This window comes from Methylomicrobium sp. Wu6 (assembly GCF_035916875.1).
GTDB lineage: Bacteria > Pseudomonadota > Gammaproteobacteria > Methylococcales > Methylomonadaceae > Methylomicrobium.
The window spans coordinates 1-18640 of the sequence record NZ_JAXUHN010000074.1 but is presented as its reverse complement, the minus strand read 5'-3'; the positions used below and the strand labels follow the sequence as shown (position 1 = coordinate 18640).

The 18640-nt window shown below is 52.5% G+C and carries 16 protein-coding genes; 12 read left to right on the top strand and 4 right to left on the bottom strand.

Annotation, left to right across the window (positions count from 1 at the left end; translation table 11 throughout):
* The first annotated feature begins 71 nt into the window (after window positions 1-71).
* The 9 genes from gspG to gspD all read left to right on the top strand — a co-directional run bounded on the left by gspG (window position 72) and on the right by gspD (window position 7861).
* Entirely contained in the window at window positions 72-497 is a 426-nt protein-coding gene (gene gspG, locus U2W12_RS10010) for a type II secretion system major pseudopilin GspG (RefSeq protein ID WP_326500540.1), read from the top strand.
* Between the two features lie 81 nt (window positions 498-578).
* A complete protein-coding gene (locus tag U2W12_RS10005) occupies window positions 579-1076 on the top strand; it encodes a GspH/FimT family protein (RefSeq protein WP_326500539.1) in 498 nt (165 codons plus the stop codon).
* 2 nt (window positions 1077-1078) lie between these two features.
* Window positions 1079-1510 (top strand): prepilin-type N-terminal cleavage/methylation domain-containing protein, encoded by a 432-nt coding sequence (locus U2W12_RS10000; RefSeq protein WP_326500538.1) that lies wholly within the window; start codon window positions 1079-1081, stop codon window positions 1508-1510.
* Window positions 1497-2207 carry a prepilin-type N-terminal cleavage/methylation domain-containing protein gene (locus U2W12_RS09995; protein ID WP_326500537.1) on the top strand — a complete coding sequence of 237 codons (711 nt, stop codon included), beginning with the start codon at window positions 1497-1499 and terminating at the stop codon, window positions 2205-2207. The genes U2W12_RS10000 and U2W12_RS09995 overlap by 14 nt, the downstream gene beginning before the upstream one ends.
* Window positions 2208-2264: 57 nt before the next feature.
* Window positions 2265-3227, top strand: coding sequence for a type II secretion system protein GspK (locus U2W12_RS09990; RefSeq protein ID WP_326500536.1), 963 nt, complete (start codon window positions 2265-2267; stop codon window positions 3225-3227).
* The gene (locus tag U2W12_RS09985; RefSeq protein WP_326500535.1) at window positions 3214-4332 is read left to right on the top strand and encodes a PilN domain-containing protein; all 1119 of its coding nucleotides are present in this window, start codon (window positions 3214-3216) and stop codon (window positions 4330-4332) included. Before U2W12_RS09990 ends, U2W12_RS09985 begins: the two co-directional genes overlap by 14 nt.
* Window positions 4313-4900 carry a type II secretion system protein GspM gene (gspM, locus tag U2W12_RS09980; protein WP_326500534.1) on the top strand — a complete coding sequence of 196 codons (588 nt, stop codon included), beginning with the start codon at window positions 4313-4315 and terminating at the stop codon, window positions 4898-4900. The genes U2W12_RS09985 and gspM overlap by 20 nt, the downstream gene beginning before the upstream one ends.
* Window positions 4897-5676, top strand: coding sequence for a hypothetical protein (locus U2W12_RS09975; protein WP_326500533.1), 780 nt, complete (start codon window positions 4897-4899; stop codon window positions 5674-5676). Before gspM ends, U2W12_RS09975 begins: the two co-directional genes overlap by 4 nt.
* 109 nt (window positions 5677-5785) lie before the next feature.
* On the top strand, window positions 5786-7861 hold the full coding sequence (gene gspD / locus U2W12_RS09970) for a type II secretion system secretin GspD (RefSeq protein ID WP_326500532.1): 2076 nt from the start codon (window positions 5786-5788) through the stop codon (window positions 7859-7861).
* A gap of 814 nt (window positions 7862-8675) precedes the next feature.
* Here the strand turns inward: gspD and pyk are convergent.
* The 3 genes from pyk to U2W12_RS09955 all read right to left on the bottom strand — a co-directional run bounded on the left by pyk (window position 8676) and on the right by U2W12_RS09955 (window position 11937).
* Entirely contained in the window at window positions 8676-10118 is a 1443-nt protein-coding gene (pyk, locus tag U2W12_RS09965; protein ID WP_326500531.1) for a pyruvate kinase, read from the bottom strand.
* 15 nt (window positions 10119-10133) lie between these two features.
* Window positions 10134-11147 carry a type I glyceraldehyde-3-phosphate dehydrogenase gene (gene gap, locus U2W12_RS09960; RefSeq protein WP_326500530.1) on the bottom strand — a complete coding sequence of 338 codons (1014 nt, stop codon included), beginning with the start codon at window positions 11145-11147 and terminating at the stop codon, window positions 10134-10136.
* Window positions 11148-11364: 217 nt separating this feature from the next.
* On the bottom strand, window positions 11365-11937 hold the full coding sequence (locus U2W12_RS09955; protein ID WP_326500529.1) for a TetR/AcrR family transcriptional regulator: 573 nt from the start codon (window positions 11935-11937) through the stop codon (window positions 11365-11367).
* 109 nt (window positions 11938-12046) lie between these two features.
* Here U2W12_RS09955 and U2W12_RS09950 point away from each other — a divergent pair, with 109 nt between their 5' ends.
* Entirely contained in the window at window positions 12047-12697 is a 651-nt protein-coding gene (locus U2W12_RS09950) for a glutathione S-transferase (protein ID WP_326500528.1), read from the top strand.
* A 6-nt stretch (window positions 12698-12703) separates the two neighbouring features.
* Here U2W12_RS09950 and U2W12_RS09945 read toward each other — a convergent pair whose 3' ends face one another.
* Complete coding sequence (locus U2W12_RS09945; RefSeq protein WP_326500527.1) at window positions 12704-13798, bottom strand: PA0069 family radical SAM protein; 1095 nt, start codon at window positions 13796-13798, stop codon at window positions 12704-12706.
* 208 nt (window positions 13799-14006) lie between these two features.
* On the opposite strand from U2W12_RS09945, the gene U2W12_RS09940 reads away from it, so the two are divergent.
* Window positions 14007-17051, top strand: coding sequence for an SNF2-related protein (locus U2W12_RS09940; RefSeq protein ID WP_326500526.1), 3045 nt, complete (start codon window positions 14007-14009; stop codon window positions 17049-17051).
* Window positions 17052-17296: 245 nt separating this feature from the next.
* Window positions 17297-17851, top strand: a complete 555-nt coding sequence (locus tag U2W12_RS09935) for a hypothetical protein (RefSeq protein WP_326500525.1) — start codon at window positions 17297-17299, stop codon at window positions 17849-17851.
* Window positions 17852-18640 lie beyond the last annotated feature (789 nt).

Sequence of the window (18640 nt, the reverse complement as noted above, 5' to 3'; positions counted from 1 at the left end):
TGCCGCATTACCGCTGGAGCGGTAATGCCATTTACAAAGATAAAACATTTTTAGTGGATACTGACAGACAAATGAGACACATTCATTACAAACAAATTGGTTTTACCCTATTGGAATTGCTGGTCGTGTTGGCGATCATTTCGATGTTGGCCGGCCTGGTTGGGCCGAAAGTCATGAAACATATGGCGGAAGCCAAGACCAAGGCGGCAAAGGTACAGATTTCCGAATTAAGCCAGGCGCTGGAAATGTACAAGCTGGACATGGACCGTTATCCAACGTCTTCCCAAGGATTGTCGGCGCTGGTCGAGTCCTCCGATAATTCAAAGCGCTGGAATGGCCCTTATCTGGGCAAGTCAAAAGTACCGCTCGACCCATGGCAAAACGAATACCATTATGTTGCACCTGGCGAACATGGAGCCTTCGACTTGTTTTCTTTCGGTGCGGATGAAAAAGAAGGCGGCGAAGGCGAGAATCGGGACGTGGTAAGCTGGGAGTAAATTCTTGTTCGCGCGGTGCGCGCAAGGACGGATTCATGTATAAACCTATGTTGGACGGTTCGGATAGCGCGCCGAAATGATATGACGCCTTTCTTGCCGGTTTCTCTGCATCGATCGCAAGGTTTTACATTACTTGAATTGTTGATCGTATTGGTCATCATCGTTCTGGGTTTTTCGGTTGTCGCGCTCAATTTATCATCAGGCAAAGGCACGCTGGAACACAAGGCCATCGTCAGGGATGTGGTGTCCGCGTTGCGTTATGCGCGGGGTCAGGCGCTGATGACGCATCAGGAGATGACTGTTTCTTTCGACCTAGCCAAAAATACTTATAAGGTCAGCGGCCGGGACGAGGAATATTCGATACCTGAAACCATTGCGGTGACGGTGGTGACCGCGCAGAGCGAACTGACCGGGGAGGGGCAGGGCAATATCCGCTTTTTCGCGGACGGATCTTCCACGGGCGGTCGTGTTGTTTTGGATCGCGGCGAGATATCGATGCAAATCGATATCAATTGGCTGACCGGCCAACTCGAAGTCGAAGACGCAACGCGCGATAACCTTCCAAGGCGTCGGCGATGATCGTGAAACCATCACAGCGCAAAATTCAACGCGGCTTTTCATTGCTCGAAATTCTGGTTGCCTTTTCGATCATGGCGATTGCGCTGGGCATGTTGTTGAGCATTTTTTCTTCTGGGTTGCGCAATGCAAGCGTTTCCGAAGACTATACCACCGCGGTGCAGATTGCCGAAGCATTGATGTCCGGGGTTGGCGTCGAGACGCCATTGCAGCAGGGGCAGGCATCCGGCGTGAAAAGCGAAAAATACCGTTGGGAACTGACCGTCTCACCGTTTGATCTGACCACCGAGACGATCGATACGCAGAACATTCCCGCCCAGTTATTCATGGTGACGGTTATTGTCGGGTGGGGGGAGCAACATAGTCGATACGGCGGCGAAAGGCAGTTCGAGTTGACCGAACTTAAATTGTCGGACAAGGCGAATGAGAAGCCCTAAGTCAGGCCAAGGGTTTACGTTGATTGAAGTTCTGTTGGCGATGGCGCTGCTCAGCGTGATGATGACGCTGTTGTTTGTCAGCTTAAAGATTTGCGCGGAAAGCTGGGAAAAAGGCGAGAAAAAAATTTTTGAAGTTGGTGAAACCGCCGGGGTCGTTAATTTTTTTCAACGCCATTTAGTCATGACGAAGCCGCTTTGGAATGACTTTGTCAAGGAAGAACGTCACTTTTCCTTTCAAGGCGATAGCCAGTCATTGCAATTTGTCTCTGCTTTTCCAGCCAGCGCTGGCAGAGCCGGGCTGCAACTGTTCACCATCCGATTACTGAATGAAAACAGGGAAAATATCATCAAAGTGGCGATTGCGCCGTTTTATCCTGTTGCCGACGGCGATGAGTGGCGCATCGAAGAAGAGACATTGATCAGGCATGTCGCCAGTTTTTCGGTGGCTTATTTTGGCCAGGAAGCAGGAGAAAACGAAAGTCGTTGGTTGGACCAATGGCTGCAAAGAGACCAATTGCCCAAATTGGTCAAAATCAAGATCGATCTTGAAAATGGAGTTTTCTGGCCGGAAATGATTATTGAATTGAAAATGGCCGGTTCCGTAAACGCTTCAGGACAGGGATCGGATCAATCCAATAATCAAGAAAACGAAGATACGCAAGGCAATGACAATCCACAAAACGATGACAGCGAATAAGATCGACGGCACCGAGATCGATTGATGTCTTTGCGTTTGCGCCCGATTTCATTTGCAATGCATGCAGACAAAGGTTTTGCTCTGGTTTTGGTGCTATGGGTATTGTCGTTGCTGATGATCATGGCGGCAAGCTTTTCCTTGACGATGCGGCGGGAAACCGGAGTGATAGCCGGCATCACCAGCGGCGCGCAGGCTCTGGCGGCGGCCGAATCCGGCATGGCGATGGCGGAAATGATGTTGATGAACCCGGACCAGAACAAACGCTGGCATACCGACGGCAATATTTATCAGATACAATTTTTGGACGCCTTGGTCAGAATCAGGCTGCAAAGCGAAACCGGCAAGATCGATATAAATGCCGCTAATCAACAGCAGTTGCAACAACTCATCGCACAAATTCCGATTGAACAGGAGCGGCAAACCGCTTTGGTTTCCGCGATCATGGATTGGCGCGATCAGGATGACCTCGTCAATATCGAGGGCGCCGAAAAGGATGAATATAAGGCGGCCGGCAAGCTCTACCGACCGAGCAATAAGCCGTTTCAATCGCTTGAAGAACTGCAAATGGTTTTAGGCATGGACGAGTCGATTTTGAAACAGTTGGAACCTTTGATCACGATCTACTCCGGCCAGCCGCAAGTCGATTTGTCGCAGGCGTCGAGAGAGGTCATGCTGGCGTTGGGCATGGATGCGGCTTTGGTCGATCAATGCATCGAATTGCGCAGGCAAAGTGCGATTACCGGGACGCCGATCCAGTCTGCGAGCTTAGGTCCGGGATTCAATTGCGGGTCGGGTCAGAGCAATATCATAGAGGTCATTGCCGAATCCCGTCTTGAAAATGGTTCCGGCGCTATAATAAAGACAGTTGTGACCAATAATCAGGCTGCGGGTGGAGCGGCGGCAACCACCGGCGCTTTGCCGTTTCAAATTCTGAGCTGGAAACGCGAAGAAAGGGCCGATACATCGTTATTTTCCCAAGACAAGGACTCATTAGTAGTGACGCCGAATGCTGAATCTTAATTCGACAATCGAACTGGATTTTAAAAAATTCTTTAGGTGGTGGCGGAAAGAGCTTGCTTTTTTGGTCCCTGAAAAACTCAGGCTTTTACTTAGCGATAAACACGACACGGTGATCGTAAAGACCAAAGGCAATCAATTCGAATTGACTCATGTTGGCGATACGACGGAAACCTTGGCGGTGTTGAGCCGTAATGAAGAAGGTGCGGCGCAGTTCAACGAATTGTTGGCAAAGGATGAAAGACTCGCCAAAGCTCATTTTGTTCTTCGCTTGCAGCGCACGGAAGGGATTTGCAGGGAACTGGCTTTACCGGCAGCCGCCAGGGAAAATCTGACTCAGGTGGTTGCCTACGAACTTTCGCGCTTTACGCCGTTTAAGCCGGAGCAGGTCTATTTTGCGGTAAAATTATTAAATACGGCCGGCGAGCCCGGTTTGATCCAGGTCGCGCTGATTTTGACCCCGCGCGAAGTTCTGGATGGTCTTTACGCGGATTTGACGGCGATCGGCATTTCACCGCAGTTGGCAGATTATGAAGGTGTGGAAAATGATCCGGAGCAAATCTACGATGCGTATGATTTGCTCCCGGAATGGCACAGAACGAACACAGGCAAATCGTCCAATCTGATTAATGCGGCACTGGCGGGAGCCATTATCCTGCTTTTGGCGGGCGTATTATTCCTGCCGGTGTTCTTTGAATATCAAACGGTAACACTGCTGCAGGAAAAAATTGACGGCATAGAAAAAGACGCCAAGAAGATCAAAGGCATGCAAGCGGAGATCGATGATGCGATAGCGGAGACCGAAGATTTGATCAAGGCGAAAAATGCGTCGCCGCCGGTCATTGAAATGCTGAATACACTGAGCGCATTGATCAAGGACGATACTACCTGGCTGACTTATTTACAGTTTACGGATGGCCATCTGCAGATTCAGGGCGAATCGCCTTCCGCCTCCGGTTTGATTGCGGTGCTGGAAGATTCGGAAATCTTTGCGAATGCCAAGTTTGTTTCGCCAGTGACTCAGGATGCGACGACGGGTTTTGAGCGTTTTCAAATAACAGCCGATATTGTCAAGGCGGAAGAGTCAGGTGAGCAACGAAAAAAATAGGAATGTACAACGCTGGCTAGCAGTCGGTCTTTTGGCCGCTTTGCTTTTGATATTGATCGCGGCTGTTTTTGTGCCGGCGGTTAGCCAGTGGCTGGAACTGCATGAAGAAAAGAGCCAGCTTGCGATCAAACTGAGGCAATATGAGAGGATTTTGGCAGGCAAGGACGGCGTGCTTAAAAGCATCGATAGCGTGAAGAAAGCGATTCAGGGACAAAACTATTTCAATAGTCAGAATACGGAAGCGTTGGCATCAGCTGAAGTTCAGGAAATCATTAAAAAAGCGATAGTGGACGCGGGCGGCCAACTCAGCAGTACGCAAGCATTGCCGGTAAAAAGCAAGGATAAATTCAGCTTGCTGACGGTGAGCGTTCGGATGACCGGTAATTCCGAGGTATTGCGGTCTGTGCTCTATCGTTTGGAAACCTCAACGCCGCTGATTATCATCGATCAATTGGACATCCGGCCCATGCGCGGCGTAAGAAATCGGCGCACTCGCCAGATCGAGCAGACCAATGAATTGAATGTGAACTTTCAGGCGGTCAGTTTTATGAGAAAGAAAGCCGAATGAATATCAATAGTAAAATTTTAAAATTGGTATCGGCTCTTTGCGCGGCATTACTCATTATCATCGTGTTGGAATGGATAATAGCAAAATTTTCCGAAAGCCGCTTGCTCAGTTCGATCGAATCGCCAACGCCGACAAATGTGCCGATTGATCAGGTGCCGGAGGTCGATCTGGAAGCGAAAACCGAGGATAGCTATGTCGATATGGTTGCCAGGCCGCTGTTTTTAAAAGGCAGAAAACCGATAGAGGAAAGTAGCACCGAGAAAGATAAAGAACAAACAGAAAGCGAATCGTTCGATTGGCGCTTGGACGGCATCTATACCGGTAAAAATGGGTTGTCGGCGCTGTTGAGCAGAAACAAGGATGGGAATTCATCCCCGGTCGCGGCCGGGTCGGTGCCGCCTGCCGTTGGTGGAACCGTTGCCGGATCGAAGGATAAACCCGATAAGTATCGGAGAGTCTCGGTAAATGAAGATCTGGATGGTTGGCGGTTGACGCAAATCAAAACGGATAGAGTGGTTTTTGAATTAGGCGGGGAAAGCAAGGAGCTGGTGCTTAGGAAACCCAAGCCCAAAGAATTGCCGCCGGAGCAAAATAAAAGCCCGGACCAGCAACAAAACCGGAATTCAAATCGACCGCAAGCAAGAACAAAAGACATAGGAAAAATACAGGATGAAGCTATAAGGCGAAGACTCAATAGGCCGCAACCTCTTGATGATTCCGAATCTGAATCCGCACCCCCTGTAGATGAATCCGAGAATGGTGAAAATGAACAATAGTCCAACATCCCTAAAAACCGCTTCGTGTTTAGTCGTAGCGGGATTAATGCTCTCCAGCTGTGAGTATTTGGGTCCAAGTACGTCTGGTAAGCATATTCAGCTGACTCCAGTGTCTAAAGAAACGCTAAACGGAAAGCCCGAGATATTCAAGGAATTACAGAATAAATCCTCGACAGAAGAATCATTGAAATCAAAAATTGAACTCTATCCGGCATCCAGCCGCTTTTCGCCCAGACACGTCGCCGAACGAGGAGAAGCCAAGGCCAAAACTGCAGGGCCTGGTACCTACAGCTTGAATTTTGATGAGGCCGATCTCGGCGAGGTGTCAAAAGTCATTTTAAGCGATATCCTGGGGCAGAATTATGTGTTGAGCCCGAAAGTTGCCGGAAAAGTGACCTTACAGACGACCGAGCCGCTGACGAAGGAAGAACTGCTGCCGGCTTTGGAAATGGTGCTGCGGATGAATAATGCGGCACTGGTCAAGGTCGGACGGATTTATCATATCGAACCGGCCGCGGAAGCCGTGTACAGCGCCGGCATGGGGCAGGGTGCAGGCAAGGTAGGCTTTCAAAGCCGAGTGATTCCGATTCGGTACGTGGCGGCGGCGGATATACTCGAAGTGATCAAACCGCTATTGGAGGAAAAAACCGGCATCAGCGTGGACGCTGGCAAAAACGCCCTGATCGTTTCCGGCAGCTCCTCCGAGCTTGAGCGTATCATGGATTTGGTCGCCACGTTCGACATCGATGTGTTGCGCGGACGGTCGTTCGGCCTGTTTCCCTTGAGCCATGTCGCGCCTGAAGATGTAATCAAGGAGCTAGAGGCCGTTTTTAATGTTAAAGATAGCGAAGGGAGCAAGGAGTTTTTTCGCTTTTTACCCATTGAACGGATGAATGCGGTATTGGCGATTACCCAGCAGCAAGTCTACTTGCATGATATTGAAAACTGGGTGTTGAGGTTGGACCGGGCGAACACGACGAGCGGGGGCGGCGTCAATGTGTATAGAGTTCAACATATGGATGCGGTTGAACTGGCCGATACCTTGAATGCGATTTTTAATGGGACCCAAAAACAGACCAAGGCTGCCAAGACGGCTCCCGGCCAAACTGCCGCGGAAATAACCAATAAACAAAGCACCAGTAAAACTAAAAGGAGTACTTCCGCAGGGAGCGGCCAGGCAACTGGGGATGCCAAGGTCGCCAATGTTGAATCGGTCAGGATCATTGCCGATCAAGCAAATAACTCCATTGTGATCGTCTCAACGCCTCAGGAATACCAGGAGATACTTCCCGTTATTCAGAAACTCGATGTTATGCCTTTGCAGGTGTTGATCGATGCGACGATAGTCTCGGTGAATTTGAAGAATGATTTACAGTACGGCATTCAATGGTTTTTATCAAATACTAATGGTGGTGCAATTGGCAGCAATGGATCTTCAACGCTTACAGATCTAGGGAAAGCCGCCGGTAATATTGCCGCTGCAACTGCTACAGGTGGGCTGAGTGTGATTTACAGCTCTGACGCTGTCAAAGCCATTTTACATGCAGAAGCCCAACTGAATAATGTCAAGGTGATTTCATCGCCTTCCCTGCTGGTGTTGAATAACCAGAAAGCAAAAATTAACGTCGGCGATCAAGTCCCTCTTCAAACCAGCACAACCTCTGTTCCCATTGCGGGCGGAGGAGTATCAACGAGTGGTACCTTCGCTCAAGCTGCTTCCATTCAATATAAAGATACCGGCGTGACTTTGGAGGTTACCCCCAGAGTCAACGCCAATGGCATGGTTATCATGGAAGTCCATCAAACTGTCAGCAACGTCGTGCCACAGCCAGTGTCATCAAATGTATCAACTGGCGTAACCTCGACCGCTACCATTAATAAAAAAGAGATTGAGAGCTTAATTGCTGTTCACGATAGTGAAACCATTGTACTGGGCGGTTTAATTAATAATAATTTATCTAATACCAAATCGGGAATACCTTTTTTACAAACTCTGCCGCTTATTGGTTCATTATTTGGATCTAACGAAAGGAAGGATGATAGGGATGAACTTGTTGTGTTGATTACGCCGCGGGTTGTAAAAAGCAAGCAGGATTCCAGATTGATTTCTGATGAATTTAAACGCAAATTGACCGGAATTTACGAGGTCGGACCGGATCAATCGAATTCGACTGCAATACAATAAAGGGAGTTTTTACGGACGGGATTCGTCATTCCATTAGACTGAGCTAGCCATTAAATCCGTAAAATTTCAGTAGAAATGGACTTCTGGTGTCTTTCGAATCGCATCATTGTGCAGTCGAATGGGGGTATTTAGCTCCACTCTTCGCGTTGCTCAAGGGATAAAGGAGTGTTGGAGCCAGGTCGTTTAGTTGACCAGGTCGGCTTGTCGTCAACTTGAAAGGCTCGGAAGTGCTAGCATTTTTTGCGAATGCAAAAATGGGCTCGTCCGATTTTAACGGCAAAAAAAGCTGGCGGTTATTGCCTTCGGCGGCTCGCTTTTGCCCTGTGCCCCGCCATGACGCCCTACTTCCTTCCCTTCGTAGCGCCCCATGGCTAACCCAATGCCTGACGTCGTGCCGAATGGAATGGACTTGTATTTTGAATATACTCCCGCTATCGCCCCAACTTCGTCAAACCCCTTGTCTTAGAGTATGCGGGGTGTCCAGTCCTTTGCTCCACCAGGTTGCAATGATGCGGGAATGGAAACGGGCAGGCCTCATCAATTGACCATTACAATGATCAAGTAATAAGCAGGCTAAAATCAAAGGTATAAGTACAGTTCTTATGGTTCCCACGCATTGCGTGGGAACCATAAAGTAGCTTTTTAGGAAATTATTTTTGACTCGATCCTAAGGATCGCAGGTAAAAAGTAAAATCCGATCGAGTGGGTCTTGAAGCTATGCCGGATCCAGCCCGGTTTATTCAGAAAATAGCTTCCGGAGCGGGAAATTGGATATACCCGCATCCGGCCCGCCGAGGGGCGATGTGATGACACGTTAAGGCGTCAGACCTTGCCCGACCACGATCACCTTCAAGGCATTGGTACCGCCCTCGACGCCGTTCAAATCGCCTTTGGTAATGATGAACTTGTCGCCGTCTTTGGCTTTATTCCATTTGCGCAGTTCCTTGACGATATTGCGGTTCACTTCGACATGGTCCTGATTCATTTCCAGCGGGAAATAGATTGGGAAAACGCCGCGGTACAAGGTCACCTTGCCCAGGGTTTTTTCCAGTCGGCTCATCGCGAAGATAGGAATGCCGGAACTGATTCGCGACATCCACAGCGGTGTCGCGCCGGATTCGGTCAATGCAACGATGCCTTTGATCTTGGTATGGTTCGCCATGTACATCGCGGACATCGCAATCGCTTCATCGTCGCGCTCAAACTGGATGTTCATACGATGATCAGACTCGCGCATGCTCGGTTGCTTTTCCGCTTCGATGCAGATCCGGTGCATCGCTTCGACCGCCTTGACCGGGTATTTGCCCGAAGCGGTTTCGGCGGACAACATGATCGCATCGGTGCCGTCAAACACCGCGTTCGCGACGTCAAGCACTTCCGCGCGAGTCGGAATCGGATTGTCGATCATCGATTCCATCATCTGCGTCGCGGTAATCACGACCCGGTTCAATTCGCGTGAACGCTTGATCAGCTTTTTTTGTACCGCCGGCAGATTTGCATCGCCGATTTCCACGCCGAGGTCGCCGCGGGCGACCATGATCACATCAGACGCCAGAATGATCTCATCCATCACGTCCAGTGCTTCGGCGCGCTCGACTTTCGCGACGATTCCGGCGTAGCAGCCTTCGGCTTCGAGCAGGCGGCGCGCTTCGTTCAGGTCTTCCGCGCAACGTGGAAACGACACCGCGACGAAATCGCATTTGATTTTCGCGATCGTCTTGATATCTTCCTTGTCCTTGTCTGTCAATGCCGCCGCCGACAGGCCGCCGCCCTGCAGATTGATGCCTTTGTTGTTGGACAGATAGCCGCCAACTGCGACCTTGCAGTTCACGCGCATGTTGACGACATCGACCACGTCCAGCACGATGCGGCCGTCGTCGAGCAGCAAACGGCTGCCGGGCCTGACTTCCATCGCCAGCGGTTCGTAGCTGATGCCGACCTGTGTTTCATCGCCGTCAAGCTTGCCGAGATTAATGTCCAACGCAAAGTCCTGGCCTTCATTCAAAAACACCTTGGTGTCCTTGAAGCGCTCGATACGAATTTTAGGCCCTTGCAAATCGCCCAGAATGCCGACGCGACGGCCGGTTTTTTTGCTCAGTTCCCTGACCCGGTCCGCGCGCTTGATATGATCTTCCGCGGAGCCGTGCGAAAAGTTCATCCGCACCACGTCGATGCCGGCTTCGTACAAGCCTTCCAGTACGCCGGGTTTATCGGTGGCCGGCCCCAGGGTCGCTAAAATTTTGGTTCGTCTTAACATGCGAGGGAAAGTCTCTTATTGAGCGTTGACTAAAGCAACGGTGGTATCCAGCATCCGGTTCGAGAAGCCCCATTCGTTATCATACCAAGACAACACCTTCACGAAATCGCCGTCCACGACATAGGTCGAAGGCGCTTCGAAGATTGAAGAAGCCGGATTGTGGTTGAAATCGGTCGAAACCAGCGGCAGGTTGTTGATCGCCAGGATGCCTTTCAACGGGCCTTCGGAAGCGGCGGTCAGCACGGCGGTGATTTCTTCCTTGCTGGTCGCTCTCTTCGCCTTGAAAACCAGGTCGACAACCGAGACGTTGATGGTCGGAACGCGCATCGCGAAGCCGTCGAGCTTGCCTTTCAGTTCCGGCAGCACCAAACCTACCGCGGCAGCTGCGCCGGTTTTGGTAGGAATCATCGATTGGGTCGCGGAACGCGCGCGGCGCAGGTCGCTGTGATAGACGTCGGTCAGAACCTGGTCGTTGGTGTAGGAGTGGATCGTGGTCATCAAGCCGTGCTCGATACCGATCGCATCATGCAGAGGCTTGACCAACGGCGCCAAACAGTTGGTAGTGCAGGATGCATTCGAAATGACGGTGTCGGAGGCTTTCAGGGTCTTGTGGTTGACGCCGAAAACGATCGTCGCGTCGACATCGTTGCCGCCCGGAGCCGAGATGATCACTTTTTTTGCACCGGCGGTGATGTGAGCGGATGCTTTGGCTTTGCTGGTGAACAAGCCGGTGCATTCGTGCACGACATCGATGCCCAGTTCGCCCCAAGGCAACTTGGATGGATCTCTTTCGGAGAGAACACGGATTTTGTCGCCGTTGATTACAATGTAGTCGCCCTCAACGCTGACTTCAAAAGGAAATTTGCCGTGAACCGAGTCGTATTTGGTCAAATGGGCATTGGTGTTGCTGTCGCCCAGGTCGTTGATCGCGACGACTTGAATTTCATTGGTGCGGCCTGATTCGTAGAGGGCGCGGATGACATTACGGCCAATACGTCCGTAACCGTTGATTGCAACTTTAATTGCCATTGAATCTCTCCAGGGTGATGATATGAAAAACCAACTATATAAGGGGAAAATGTCGAGCTACCCCAAAATCCATTCACTATACCAAAATTCAAGGCAGTTAGTCTATTGACAGGGGGGCGAAAATTTATTTTTACAGCGTCGTTGCCAAGTTACCGCTTTGCGCAGGCAAGTTTGTTTGGCCTTGCGCGGCATATCTCATGCGGCATCAATTTGCCGATTACGGTGCCGAAGCGCAGGCCTGACCGATCAGAATTTCCGCCGCATGACGCGCCACCCCCATTGCCCCGGAATCTCGCTGCATCTGTTCGGCGATGATCGCGCCGGAAATCAACAGGACCAACTGCCGGGCCAGCATGTCGGGCTGCTTGGCCTCTGCCGCAGCCGCCAATTCCGCGAGGTGCAGGCGGAATTTTCGATAAAAATCGGCGGAGACCTGTTTGAAGGCTTCTTCATCGACGGACGCTTCGGTTGCCGCATTGATGAACGGGCAGCCACGGAATTCGTCTAACGTTAGAAGTTCGCCAAAAATGTCGAAAACGGCCAGCAAGTTGGTTTTCGGCTCGGCCGCGCGTTCAGCGATGCCGGTCAAAATCCGCTCGCGCATCGCATCGGCGCTTTTTTGCAAATGAGCGAGCACCAGATCGTGTTTGGACGGGAAATAGTGGTATAGGCTCATTTTGGTGGTGCCTGCCGCCTTCACGATCGCATCGACGCCGGTCGCCCGGATGCCCTGGCGATAAAACAGTTCGGACGCGGTTTGCAGAATTCGTTCTTTGAGATTGCTGGACATGACGCTGGATTTACAAAATAAGGTTGCAACTATACCGACCTGTCTGTATTATTGCAAATGACTTACCGGTCAGTCTATTCTTTCTGTCACCAACCTGGAGATAAGTACCATGATTACCTTATACGGCTTCGCACTTAGCAATTACTACAACAAGACCAAACTGGCCTTGCTCGAAAAAGGCATTCCTTTCAATGAGGAGATGGTTGCGCCGTCTCAGGATGCCGCTGTATTAAAGCGCTCGCCCCTGGGTAAGATCCCTTTCATCAAGACTGAACAGGGTTATTTGTCCGAATCGCAGGTGATTCTCGAATACCTCGAAGACGCCTATCCCGAGCATCCCCTGTATCCGGCCGATCCGTTCGAACGCGCCAAATGCCGGGAATTCATCCAGCATCTGGAATTGAACATCGAACTGGTCGCCCGCCGTCTCTACGGGGAAGCGCTGTTCGGCTCGCCGGCTTCGGCCGAAACCAAGGACGAGGTCAGGAAAAAGGTCGAAGCGGGCATGCAGGGCCTGATGCGTCTGGCACGTTTCGAGCCTTATGCGCTCGGCGCAAGCTTCAGTGCGGCCGACATCGTCGCCTGGCTGCACCTAGGCTTGATCGCGATGGCGACACAAAAAGTCTATGGTGAGGATCTGGTCGCGGCCTATGTGCCGGGCGTCGCGGATTATTTCAAGACAATGGAGAGCCGGCCTTTCGTGCAGCAGGTCGCGGCAGGCCGGGATGCGGCGATTCAGTCCTTCTTCGCGAAAAAATAGGGCTGATCACCAGAATAGATCCGTCTGGCCGCCCGCCTGCGGCGGCCGGAACCGGTCCAGATTGAAGTCGGGCGAACCTGAAAATGCCAGCCGTTTGTAGGCCAACCGAAAGCGCTGGCCGAGCAGATCGGCGTATTCTCCGGTGCCGGTCATGCGCGTGCCGAAGGCCGAATCGTAGGCCTTGCCTCCGCGTGCCTCGAAAATCCGGTGCAGCACGCGCTCGGCCTTTAACGGCGCGTGCGTGCGCAGCCATTCGGCAAACAGGTCGTGCAGTTCCAGCGGCAGGCGCAGCAGCACATAACCCGCATCGACCGCGCCGGCCTTGCGACTCGCGCTCAGGATATTTTCGAGTTCCTCGTCGTTCAGCATTGGAATCAACGGAGCGACCAGCACCGACACCGGAATGTCGGCCGCCGCCAGCTGTTCGATCGTCTGCAGACGCCGCTTCGGCGCGGCGGCGCGCGGTTCCAGACGGCGCGCCAGTTCGGCTTTCAAGGTGGTGACCGAGATTGCGACCTGCGCCAGGCTCTGCGCAGCCATCTCCTGCAAAATATCGAGATCGCGTTCGATCAGCGCGGATTTGGTCACGATCGAGACCGGATGCCCGGTTTCACGCAGCACTTCAAGAATCCTCCGGGTCAGCCCGAGCCTGCGTTCGACCGGCTGGTAGGCGTCGGTATTGATGCCGAGCGCGACCGGCGCGGGGCGGTAGCGGCGGGCACGGAGTTCCTCGCGCAGCAGTTCTGGCGCATCCGGTTTGTAGAACAGCCGGGTTTCGAAATCGAGTCCCGGCGACAGCCCCAGATAAGCATGACTGGGACGCGCGAAACAATACACACAGCCGTGTTCGCAGCCCCGGTACGGATTGATCGAACGGTCGAACGGTACATCCGGCGACTGATTGTAGCTGAGCACGGTCTTGGCGGAGTCGATGCCCAAGTGGGTCGGAACCCGTTCCGGCAATTCATCGAGGCTGCCCCAGCCGTCGTCGTATGCTTCCTTCGTTTCCGCTTCGAATCGCCCGCTACGGTTGCTCAGAGCGCCGCGGCCTTTGCGGAGTTGTGGTGGGAGGAGCGGATTCTGTCCGTCGTTATCAATCATGAACTCAACTCAGCGGAATCGATCACCGGATGCAACACAAGATTTCATGCTATTTTCCTGTAAAAAGTCCAAATGTCGCTACGTTAGCATTGTAAAAATAATTTTCTAAATTTCAAAATGGCCTGAATTTTGACTGAATCCTGGACATTCGTTTAATGCCATGTTCAGGTAAAATAACCGATTTATCAATCTCTCTGCGGCCATTGACATGAATCACGATTTATTTCTCTACGACACCGAACGTCTGAAAACGATCGCTTCGGATGATACGGTCAAGCAGGGCTTGGCGTATTTTGCCGAGAAGCGCGTGTTCGCGTTGGATGTGCAGGGCGATGTGCTGACCGCGCAAGTCGAGGACGCCGACTTCAACGCACCGTACTGGGTCGAATTGACGCAGCGCGGAGAGAACGATCTCGCGGTCGCTTGCGACTGCGCCGAGCCTGGCGTCTGTAAACATGCGATTGCCGCGCTATACAGCTATGCCGAGCAATTCGGCTTTGCCGACGAGGAACTGCTCGGCGGCGCGGTTGACGAGGCGATTCTGGAGCGGGTCAAAAAAGGCCGCAACGAGGTCAATGTCAAATTGCTCAGCGGCAATCCGGGCTTCGGCATCTGGCAGGCGACCTCGATCATTTCGGCCACCTACACGAAGAAATCGTATCAGGTGCATATCCGCTCGCTCGATCAGCGGATGAACTATTGCACCTGCCCGGATCTCGCGACCAATCGTCTCGGCACCTGCAAACATATCGAGGCAGTTCTGCATCAGGCGAGGAAGCGTCCCGACTATCAACAATTAAAGGCTGCGGGCAGCCCGGTCTCGTTCGTGTATCTGGCCTGGGAGTCGGCGACGCGGCCGGTGCTGCGCTTATACAAAAAACCGCAGGTCGAGGCCGATCTGGCGGTGTTGCTGGCGGAATATTTCAGTGTAGACGGCGTATTCAACGGCCGGGTGCCGGAGGATTTTTTCCGTTTTTCGGCGCAGGTGTTGGGGCGTGAGGACTTTCTTCTCGGCGACGATGCGACGCAGTATGTGCATCAATGCGCGGAGGATGCGGCGCAGGCGATTCGCGCGCATCAGATCAGTCAGGAAATTTTGCGCGCGCATGGCGTGCTGACGGGCATCAAGGCGCGGCTGTTTCCGTATCAGACCGAGGGCGTCGCGTTTTTGGCGTCGCGCGGACGCGCCCTCCTGGCCGACGACATGGGGCTAGGCAAGACCTTGCAGGCGATTGCCGCGGCCTCCTGGCTGACGGACAACGCCGGGGTCAGAAAAATCCTGGTCGTGTGCCCTGCCTCCCTGAAGCATCAATGGGCCAGGGAAATCGAAAAATTTACCGGCCATCCGGTGCAGATCGTTCAGGGCGCGGCCGACGGCCGCACAGTGCAATACCGGGCCGACGCGTTGTTCTTCATCGTCAATTACGAACTGACCGTGCGCGATTTGAGCGTGATCAACGAAACGCTGAAGCCCGATCTGGTGATCCTGGATGAAGCCCAGCGGATCAAGAACTGGCGCACTAAACTGGCCTCGACCGTCAAATTGATTCCCTCACGCTATGTGTTCGTGCTCAGCGGCACGCCGCTCGAAAACCGGCTCGAAGATTTGTACAGCTTGTTGCAAGTGGTCGATGCGCGCGTGCTCGGACCGTTGTGGCTCTGCCTTCTGGAATTTCATGTGACCGACGAGCGCGGCAAGGTAATCGGCTACCGCAATCTGTCCGAGCTCAGGCGGCGGATCGCGCCGGTGATGCTGCGCCGGAACCGCAGCCTGGTCAACGATCAGTTGCCGGAACGCACCGAGGTAAGGCTGGACATTCCGCTGGATGACAAGCAAAAGGGCCTGCACGATTCGGCGTTGTCCGCCGCCGGCAATTTGGCGCAAATCGCCAAGCGCCGGCCGTTGACGCCTGGCGAGCAGAACCGGTTGATGTCCGCCTTGCAGCAGGCGAGGATGGCCTGCGATGCGGCCGGATTGGTCGATAAAACGACGCAAGGCTCGCCGAAGCTGGACGAATTGGCGCGCCTGCTCGAAGATTTGTGCCTGCAAAGCGACCGCAAGGCGGTGATATTTTCGCAATGGGCATTGATGACCGAGATGGTCGAAACGCTGGTCAAAGGCATGGGGCTGGGCTGTGTGCGCCTGCACGGCGGCGTTCCGAGCGCCAGGCGCGGCGAACTGATGGACAAATTTCTCAACGACGTGGCGGTGCAGGTATTCATTTCGACCGATGCGGGCGCCACCGGTCTGAACTTGCAAGCGGCGACCGTGTTGATCAATCTGGACATGCCCTGGAACCCGGCGTTGCTGGATCAGCGTATCGCGCGCATCCACCGGCTGGGGCAAAAACAGAATGTGCAGATTTTTCTGCTGCTGGCCGAGGATTCTTATGAGCAGCATGTCGCCCGGCTGGTGCAGGGCAAGCGCGATTTGTTCGTGAATGTGGTCAGTCCCGAAGCATCGGAAGATGTGGTCGGGGTGCCGCAAAAGCTGTTACAGACGCTGATCGACGATTTAGCCGGAGGCGAAGCGGCGGCCGTGACTTCGGAGCAAGCGCCGGCGGAAGCAGCCGATGCGCCCGCGCCGGAAACCTGTGCCGAGCGAGCGACCGAAAAACCGTATCAGGCCGAGCCCCAAGACGACGGCAAGACCCGCCGGATCATCGAGAAAATCCAGGCCGCGTTTCAAACCCGGCTGGTGCGCGTTCTGGCCTCAGGCGGCGGGTTGCTGGCGGTCGTCAATCAAGCTCACGACTCGGATGAAGAAGCCGCGCAAGCTTTATCAGAACCGGACATTCCGGTCGCGGTAGTCGATTCCCGCACTTTGTCCGGACTGCAGCGTTTGGGGGCTCAATCGCCGGTTGCCGAATCGCGGCTGGTGTACGAGTCCGCCGCGAATGATCAGCCGACGGCCAATCCTCTGCTCAAATCGGCCGAAGCGAAGCTGCGCTCCGCGGAAATTTTACTTGAACAACAGGCTACCGCCGGTGTGATGGACTTGCTGGCATCCTCTATGTTGGCGACTGCCGCCGCGCTGGCCGGACTCGACCAGGCGCCTTCGGCGGAGTCGGCCGCGCTGTGGTTGTACGGCGAAGTCATGCCGAAACAGTTGTTGACGCAGGAACAGGCGACCGCAATCGTGCGCGCGTTGGCGTTAAGCCAAAACCAGGGCGTGCCGGTCAATCTGATTGAGCAATCGCTGGCGGAGGCCAGGTTGTTGTATTCGGCTTCCGGCTATAAATCGGCGGGTTAGACGCGCATTGCGACGAGTCTTAAAGTGCATGTGACTTTTCCGCGCGTCTCGTAACCCGCCATTGCTAAGAGGCGTTTATTGTTTCGAAAGGCGGGTTATGGCGCGGGAAAGGTGTGTAGAACCGGAAAGCACAATGATTTCGCGCGCCTAACCCGGCCCATGTTTTGTCAACGGTCGATTAGTCACCGCAGATTCACTTTGCTATACAATGGATCGTCGACAATGAGCATTCCGAGAATCGAATCATGTTAAAAAAAATCACCGCCAAAATCACCAATATCGTTTTAGGCATATTGGTGACCGTTTATATCGTGCTGGAAGAACTGGTTTGGGAAAATATTGCCGAGCCAGTTTACGCATTTATACATGGCCTTGCGATTTTACAAAATGCCGAGGCGTTCATAGAAAGGCTCAATCGGCATGTGGTGCTGGTGTTTTTTTTAGCCTTGTTTACCCAGGTGGAATTGCTGGGCATTTTCGCGCTGAAGCTGATAGGGACCGGCAAGGTTATTGCCGGAACGACACTGTATGCAGGAAAAATCCCGGTGGCCGCATTCACTTTTTGGCTATTTCGGATCTCGAAAGCAAAGCTGATGACCTTCGGCTGGTTTAAACGGGCATACGATTTCATCATCTTAATCATCGAAAAGATCAAAGCGAGCGCTATTCATCAAAGCATCGCGGCAAGGCTAAAAGCAGTGAAGGAATGGCTAAAAATTCGGTTATCTCCCATCAGCCAATATATCAGGAAGTTTATCGAAACACTGAGAAGGCCAAGAGCTTTCGATGAAACCAACTAAATGATTGTGACCACACGAACTCAGACCACGCATCTGTTAAATTGGGAGATGAAAATTAAGAGAAACCAAGCAGGCCACGGCAGCAGTCATTGTCTACTGTAAATTTGATAGGCTTTGACAGTCGCAGTCCGACCCCGGCTGTGTAAAAACACATAAATCCGAATGCAGGTGGAATCGCCTCATCGATTTACCACCTAATGTCTCATCTTAGTGGAGATCAATCTGGAGTGACTGCGCTTAATGGTCAATTAAATGGAGAAAATTTCAATTTCTGCCTTCATTTTTCACGTTTTTAAACAGCCTGGACCCAAAAGCGACACTCAATTTAGATTTTCGAATGGCAAAACACAGATACAAAGCAGACAAGACACGCGACTTTATAATCTTCAGTCAAAACCAGGCGGCCTACCCATAAACATTTTTCAAAGCCGTTCGACAGCCGGCGTCATCTCTTATTGCCTGTGCGATGACAAACCTACACTTTCATTCAATTTGTTGTCTCAAGCATAAGGGCTTATCCCGAACTCAGGTTAATTTAGTGACCTTTTAAGAAGCTCTGCGGAAACATTTACGAAAAACCCCGCCCCCTCTTTGCATACAATAGCCTCATCGTTTCCCCGCCTTGCCTGGCCGTTTTGACCGGGTAAAGGTGAAATCACGCATCGATCATCATTGAGGTAAAACCATGGACTTTATTCGCACCGAGCGCGATCCTTTAAGCCTGTATCAAAGCATGCTGCTGATCCGCGCCTACGAAAAAAGGCTGGCCGCGCTGTTCGCGGCCGGCAA